Origin of the sequence: Mesorhizobium sp. M7A.F.Ca.US.002.01.1.1 (assembly GCF_004022955.1) — a bacterium.
GTDB lineage: Bacteria > Pseudomonadota > Alphaproteobacteria > Rhizobiales > Rhizobiaceae > Mesorhizobium > Mesorhizobium ciceri.
In genome coordinates, this window is record NZ_RZQE01000358.1 from 1 (window position 1) to 6,159 (window position 6,159).

General features: G+C 63.6%; 7 protein-coding genes and 1 pseudogene. 3 read left to right on the top strand and 5 right to left on the bottom strand.

Annotated elements, in window-relative coordinates:
* Window positions 1-436 (top strand): LysR substrate-binding domain-containing protein (locus EN932_RS26325; RefSeq protein WP_245483327.1); only part of this gene is annotated, 436 nt, incomplete at its 5' end.
* Window positions 437-440: 4 nt separating this feature from the next.
* Here EN932_RS26325 and EN932_RS26330 read toward each other — a convergent pair.
* Genes EN932_RS26330 through EN932_RS26340 form a run of 3 tightly spaced genes read right to left on the bottom strand, consistent with a single transcriptional unit; the run spans window position 441 to window position 1,889 of the window.
* Window positions 441-968, bottom strand: coding sequence for a GNAT family N-acetyltransferase (locus EN932_RS26330; protein ID WP_127385241.1), 528 nt, complete (start codon window positions 966-968; stop codon window positions 441-443).
* A 44-nt stretch (window positions 969-1,012) separates the two neighbouring features.
* Window positions 1,013-1,321 carry a hypothetical protein gene (locus EN932_RS26335; protein ID WP_013531040.1) on the bottom strand — a complete coding sequence of 103 codons (309 nt, stop codon included), beginning with the start codon at window positions 1,319-1,321 and terminating at the stop codon, window positions 1,013-1,015.
* Between the two features lie 4 nt (window positions 1,322-1,325).
* Window positions 1,326-1,889, bottom strand: a complete 564-nt coding sequence (locus tag EN932_RS26340) for an XRE family transcriptional regulator (RefSeq protein WP_027160588.1) — start codon at window positions 1,887-1,889, stop codon at window positions 1,326-1,328.
* 154 nt (window positions 1,890-2,043) lie between these two features.
* Between EN932_RS26340 and EN932_RS26345 the strand changes: the two genes are divergently transcribed.
* Window positions 2,044-3,873 carry an ATP-binding protein gene (locus EN932_RS26345; protein ID WP_024501408.1) on the top strand — a complete coding sequence of 610 codons (1,830 nt, stop codon included), beginning with the start codon at window positions 2,044-2,046 and terminating at the stop codon, window positions 3,871-3,873.
* Window positions 3,874-4,090: 217 nt separating this feature from the next.
* Here EN932_RS26345 and EN932_RS26350 read toward each other — a convergent pair whose 3' ends face one another.
* Window positions 4,091-4,882 carry a GGDEF domain-containing protein gene (locus EN932_RS26350; protein ID WP_013531037.1) on the bottom strand — a complete coding sequence of 264 codons (792 nt, stop codon included), beginning with the start codon at window positions 4,880-4,882 and terminating at the stop codon, window positions 4,091-4,093.
* A gap of 105 nt (window positions 4,883-4,987) precedes the next feature.
* The gene (gene miaA, locus EN932_RS26355; protein ID WP_013531036.1) at window positions 4,988-5,956 is read right to left on the bottom strand and encodes a tRNA (adenosine(37)-N6)-dimethylallyltransferase MiaA; all 969 of its coding nucleotides are present in this window, start codon (window positions 5,954-5,956) and stop codon (window positions 4,988-4,990) included.
* Here miaA and EN932_RS26360 point away from each other — a divergent pair.
* Window positions 5,919-6,159: pseudogene (locus EN932_RS26360) on the top strand (phosphoserine phosphatase SerB); the annotation flags it as partial. The gene miaA and the pseudogene EN932_RS26360 overlap by 38 nt on opposite strands.

Consider the following 6,159-nt stretch of genomic DNA (forward strand, 5'->3'; position numbering starts at 1 on the left):
CCGTTTCGGCAACGGATCCTTCCCCGGCCGCGAAGCCGACAGGCTGACCGCCGAGCGGCTTCTGCCGGTGGCGGCTCCGGGTCTGGTCGGCGACGCAGACTGGACCTCCTGGCCGCTGCTTCTGGTTGCCGGCGCGCGCGAGATGTGGGCGGAATGGTTCGCTGCCGCCAGGCTGGCCGGCCATCCCAGGCGATCGCACCGCTTCGACAGCTTCGTTGCCGCCATGGAAGCGGCCAAGGCCGGCGCCGGCGTGCTTTTGGGCTCGCGGCCGCTGGTCGATGCGGCGCTCGACAGCAAGACGCTGGTCAGGCTTTCCGACTTCGAACTCTCCAGCACATCGGGCCATTTTCTGACCAAGGCGTCGACAGCGCGCCTGACCGGCGCCGAGCAGGATTTCCGCCAGTGGTTGCTGTCGCGCCTCTCCGCGCCGGCATGATTGGTTACGAGATTTGCCCGATCCGCTTCCAGTAGATCAGCGTGCCGGTCAGCCCGCCATGCGGCTTCAGTGCATAGTCCGGTATCTCACCGGCCAGCGTGAAGCCCAACCGCTCATAGAGGCGTGAGGCGCCCTCCTCGGTTGCCGTGTCCAGAACCAGCAGCATGCGGCCCTTCTCCACCGCAAGCCTCTCGGCGGCCCGCATCAGGCGCGTTCCCACGCCCCTGCCCCGGTAGTCGGTGCGTGTCATCAGCTTGGCGATCTCGGCCCGGTGCGGCTGGTTGGGCGGACAGTCGAGCAGCAAGGTCACGGTGCCGACCAGGTTTTTGCCGTCCCAGGCGCCAAGCACCGCTCTTTCGCCCCTTGCCGCCGCGGCCAGCGATTTCTCCCAGAAACCCCTCGCCGCCTGCGGCGCCAACGGATGCATGAAGCTGACCGAACCGCCTGCCGCCACCGTTGCGACCAGCAATTCGGCCAGCCCGTCCTGCGTCTCGGCAGCCGGGGTCAGGGTTGCGATCTCGATCGAGTTCATGTGCGGGATATCCTGTGATTGCGATAGAAGCGGGCGCATTGCCGTCACTCCAGATGGCGCGCGCGGCGACGCTTTCGCGCCGCCTTGATGGCGCTGATGCGGTCGGCATCTTCGTGCCCGAGGTGCCGCCCGCGCTCGAGAATCTCGAGCGTGTACTCCTCGTAGGTCAGGCCAAGCCGCTCGGCTCTGTCCATGCGCAACAGCATGACCTCGTGGCTCGGCGCCTTCCACGCCTTGGCGTGCGCTGCCTGCCAGGCCAGGAAGATATAGGGATCGCCCGTGCCCCATGGCGGGCCCTTGTACTCATCGAGAGGCGGCCCCCCATTGTGGGAGCGCTTTGGTCTCTTTGCCATTGTGTCAGCCTCTGACCAGGGCGACCAGATAGTCGGCGCCGGGCTCCAGGGCATGGAAGGTGCAGTCCGACGGCGCCCCAAGCGCCAGGCAGTCGCCGGGCTCGAGCTTGTGCGCCATATCGCCTTCGATGAATTCGAGCCGCCCGGAAATCAGCCATATCTGCTGCTTGATGAAGGCGTATGAAGCAGCCGGAAAACTGACCCTGGCGCCCGCCGGCAGATGCACCTTGATCAGTTCCAGCGGCATATCGCCAGCCGGCGAAAGATGCCGCCTGACATAGCCGGTATCGGGATCGCGCCATACCGGCTGGTCGGCCTCGCGCAGCAGCCCGCCGCCCTGCAGCTCGGCGCGCGCGATCAAGGTCGACAGCGTCATGCCGAAGGCCGACGCGATGCGCACCAGAAGCGCCGCCGTCGGGCTGGTCTTGCCTCGCTCGATCGTGCTGAGCATCGCCTTCGAGACGCCGGAATGCTCCGCCAGTTCGGCCAGGGACCAGTCACGCATGACCCTTTCGGCGTGTATCCTGCGGCCTATCGTCGAGGAAATTTCGTTCGCTATATCATCCATATGTCTATTATAGCGAAATATTGACGCCGGAGAAGAGCCGCCTTGCGACAATTTTCACAGGCCCCTTAATGCTCTCTACACCATCCGACCTCATCGGGCCTTAACCCCATTCGGGTAGGATCGACTCTCCAGGGAAATGGGGATTGGCCTGTCCATGTATGTCGAACGCGAAGCCTCCGTGGGGGAACCGACCTCGCAGGAGCGCCGCCAGACCGAGCAGAACGACAAGCGCATCCTCGGCAATGTCGTGCAATGCGACGGCGCTCGCGCCACCATCAGCGCCTATGCGGACGATGCCGACGGCGCGGTGACCGGCCTGTGGACAGTCGGGAAGATGATTTCCATCAATCTCGGATCGACGCGAACCGTCGGCCTTGTCTACGCGATCGGCAAGTCGGACCGCGCCTGGAGCAATGAGGGCCAGAACGCCATCGAGGTCAGCATCGAGCTGATCGGCGAAGTCCGTGACGGTGCGGAGCCCGGCGCCAGACCGGTCTTCGACCGCGGCATCACCACCTATCCGCATATCGGCGCCGTTGCGCATCGCATCCGCACCCGCGACCTGCAGGCGGTCTATGACCTTGCCGGGCGTCATTCGATCACGATCGGCACGCTCGCGCAGGACGAGACGATCGCCGCCAACATCGCTATCGACGATACGCTGGCGCGTCACTTCGCCATTGTCGGCACGACCGGCGTCGGCAAATCCACCGCCGTTTCGCTGCTGCTGCGCAAGTCGATCGCGGCACGGCCGGATCTGCGCATCCTGATCCTCGACCCGCACAACGAGTTCGCGGCATCGCTGCCCGAATACTGCGTCAGGGTCGATTCCAAAACCTTGGATCTTCCGTTCTGGATGTTCACGCTGGAGGAATTCGCCGAGGTGCTGTTCCGGGGCCGCGAGACCGAGCCGGAAGAAATCGATGCCTTGCGCGACCTGATCCCGGCCGCCAAGAATCTCTACCGCAACCCGAATTCGGGCTCCTATATCAGGCGCGGCAGCGATGCGCTGACCGCCGATACGCCAGTGCCTTACCGCATCGCCGACCTGCTCAAGCAGATCGATGAGCGCATGGGCATGCTCGAAAGCAAGACCGATCGCCCGACGCTCAAATCGCTGAAGACGCGCATCGAATCGGCGGCGGCCGATCCACGTTATCGCTTCATGTTCAACTCGCGCCTGATCGAGGACACCATCCACGAGACGATCGGCAACATCTTCCGCGTGCCGCATCATGGCCGTCCCGTGACCTGCTTCGAGATGGCCGGCATGCCGTCCGAAGTGGTCAATTCCGTCTGTTCGGTGCTGGCGCGCCTGGCCTTCGATCTCGCTCTGTGGAGCGAAGGCAAGCTGCAGCTTCTGTTTTTGTGCGAAGAGGCGCACCGCTATATGCCGGCCGACCCGCGTCTCGGATTCGCGCCGACCAGGCATGCGCTGTCGCGCATTGCCAAGGAAGGCCGCAAATATGGCTGCTATCTCGGCGTCGTCACCCAGCGCCCCGGCGAGCTCGACCCGACCATCCTGTCGCAATGCTCGACCTTCTTCGCCATGCGGCTTGCCAATGAGCAGGACCAGGCGATCATCCGCTCGGCGATTGCCGACTCTTCTGCCTCGACGCTTGCCTTTCTGTCCTCGATGGGCCAGCGCGAAGCCATCGCCTTCGGCGAAGGCGTGGCGACGACCATGCGGCTGAAGTTCGAAAAACTGCCGAGCCACCTGCTTCCCGGCACCGCCAAACGCGAAGAGGCCACGTCGAAGCCGGGCGACGATGTCGATCTGGTGGCGATCGTGGAACGATTGCGCAACGTGCCGAAATCGACGCAGCAGGCGATGGCCTTCGCCGAGGTCGTGGATTCAGGCCGCCAGGCCGGCGACCCCGACTACCGCAAGCCACCCGCCGCACGCCCGCCATCGGACGACGATTTCGACATGCGCTACGGCCTCAAGCCCGCAACCTTCGGCCTGCGCCCGCAAAACGATTGAGCTTGCGACCCGGCTGTTCTGCCGGCCGATTGAGAAGCCGCGCTAAGCTCGCGCCCTGCCTGGACCGCTTGGGTAAATCCCGTCAGGGAATTCGTCAGGCTGAGTCGGGTGGTGCTGTTTTCGAGAACCGAAGCGGAGCGGACATTTGAGTCCGTGAGGATCGGAAGCACAGAAAACGGCGCCAGACGGCCAGCCTCACGAATTCAGGGACGGGATTTTAGGCGCAGACGCGGTTGCGGCCTTGCCTCTTCGCCTCGTAAAGCTGGCGGTCGGCGCGGCGATAGAACTCTTCCGCTGTTTCCTTGCGGTCCCAGACGGCTAGCCCGACGCTGGTGGTGATCTTGAGGCGGACATTGCCCGACAGCACCGACATGTTGGCGATCGCCTTGCGGATGCGCTCGGCAAACTTGCCCAGAAGCTCGGCGTCCATGTTGGGCGTGACCACGGCGAACTCCTCGCCGCCCAATCGCGCCACCACATCGTGGTAGCGCGTCATATCCTTGAGACAGCTCGCGACCGCCTTGAGCACCTCGTCGCCGACGTCATGGCCATGGGTGTCGTTGACCTGCTTGAAATGGTCGAGATCGAGGATCATCAGCCCGACAGGCTTTTCGATGCGCCGGAACTCCTCGAGATACTCCTTCAGCGCATCATCGAAATAGCGCCGGTTCTGCATGCCGGTCAGGCCGTCGGTCAGCGCCGCATGCTCGAGTGTTTCCGACCGCGCGCTGAGCGAGACCGTCATGGCGCGCAGCTTGCCCTCCTCCGTCGCCTGTTTTCGAATCAGCGGATAGATGAAGAAAATGCCGAAGAACAGCGCGGTGGCCAGGAGCACGCCGGTCGCGAACAAGAGCTTGTTGAGATAGATGACCTTGTCCAGACCCGAAGCCGTATGCAACTCGTCGGCGAAGGACTGCAGAAGTCCATAAGCATGCAGCGTCACCAGGCCGGCGGCCAGGATCACGAATATAAAGACGAAAAATGCTGATTCCGCCTTGTGAAAACGCATCTGCTCCCCGTTGGAAAAGTGCCCATCGACCTTATGGCATGGGCGGGCTTACGGAGGGTTAATTTGGACAACCACAACGGGAACCTTTCCTTGCAGGTAAACTTTTCAGGTTGCATCGGAAGCAAGCGCTGAGATCGTGGTTTCCAGATCATCACCGGGGTGCAACCTCAGCCATTCCGGCCCCAATTGATGCCTGAACCAGGTGGTTTGCCGCTTGGAATATTGCCTGGTCGCGATCTTGGCGCGTTCGATTGCCTCGGGAAAGCCAATCCCTCCGGCCATCGCCGCCTGCAGTTCGCGAACGCCGATCGCTTTCATCGCCGGCAATTCGGGATCGAGGCCAAGTGCCGCAAGCCGCTTGACCTCGTCCAGCGCGCCCTTGTCCAGCATTTGGTCGAAGCGTTTGTCGATGCGTCCGACCAACGCCGCCCGATCCGGCTCGATCACCAGGAAATGCGCGCTTTGCCTGTCGATGAGCGGCTGGCCGCGCTCTGCCTGCCATTCCAGGATCGAACGGCCAGACGCATCGAGAACCTCCAATGCCCGCACGATGCGCTGGCTGTCGGTTGGCTTGAGCATCATGGCGGCCGCCGAATCCTCGCGCAGCAGCAGGCTGTGCAGCTTGACGGCGCCCTGCTCCTTCAATTCGTAGCGCCAACGGTCGCGGACCCGTTGCGGAATGTCGGGCATTTCCGAAATGCCCTCGGCCAATGCGCGAAAATAGAGCCCGGTGCCGCCGACAAAAATCGCTGTCCGTTCGGAGAATGTGCCGTCGTCGATCAGTTTCATCACGTCGCGCAGCCAGGCGCCGGTGGAATAGGGTGTCGCCGGATGGACATGGCCGTAGAGGAAATGCGGTGCGCGGGCGAGGTCGGCCGCCTCCGGCCGGGCGGTCAGCACGTCGAGCACCGAATAGCCCTGCATGGAATCCGTATTGACGATCACGCCACCCCTGCGCTCGGCCAGATCGAGCGCAAGCGCCGACTTGCCGCTGGCGGTCGGCCCGGCTATCAGGATCGCGTTCTTCACGCGGCCCTTGCCCGCCTGCCCGCCGGAATGTTCCATGCCGCTCATCGCCACGCTTGTTTCCCGTCCCACTGAGCGCGCTTTGTCGCTGTCGCTTGCGAATATGGCCTCACGGTCGGTCGGCGCAAGCGCTGTTGTCTGGCTGGCTGAAGGTATCGCCTGCGATCTCGTCCTGCCTGAGGCAGCCGACGCCGCCGCTGCGAGTGCCGTCTTGCGCACGGCACTCGCCAGCGAGTCGGTCGACGTGATCG

Coding starts and splice junctions, on each gene's coding strand:
- miaA (WP_013531036.1), bottom strand. CDS start 5,956: ATGAGCGGCATGGAACATTCCGGCGGGCAGGCGGGCAAGGGCCGCGTG.
- EN932_RS26335 (WP_013531040.1), bottom strand. CDS start 1,321: ATGGCAAAGAGACCAAAGCGCTCCCACAATGGGGGGCCGCCTCTCGAT.
- EN932_RS26340 (WP_027160588.1), bottom strand. CDS start 1,889: ATGGATGATATAGCGAACGAAATTTCCTCGACGATAGGCCGCAGGATA.
- EN932_RS26345 (WP_024501408.1), top strand. CDS start 2,044: ATGTATGTCGAACGCGAAGCCTCCGTGGGGGAACCGACCTCGCAGGAG.
- EN932_RS26350 (WP_013531037.1), bottom strand. CDS start 4,882: ATGCGTTTTCACAAGGCGGAATCAGCATTTTTCGTCTTTATATTCGTG.
- EN932_RS26330 (WP_127385241.1), bottom strand. CDS start 968: ATGAACTCGATCGAGATCGCAACCCTGACCCCGGCTGCCGAGACGCAG.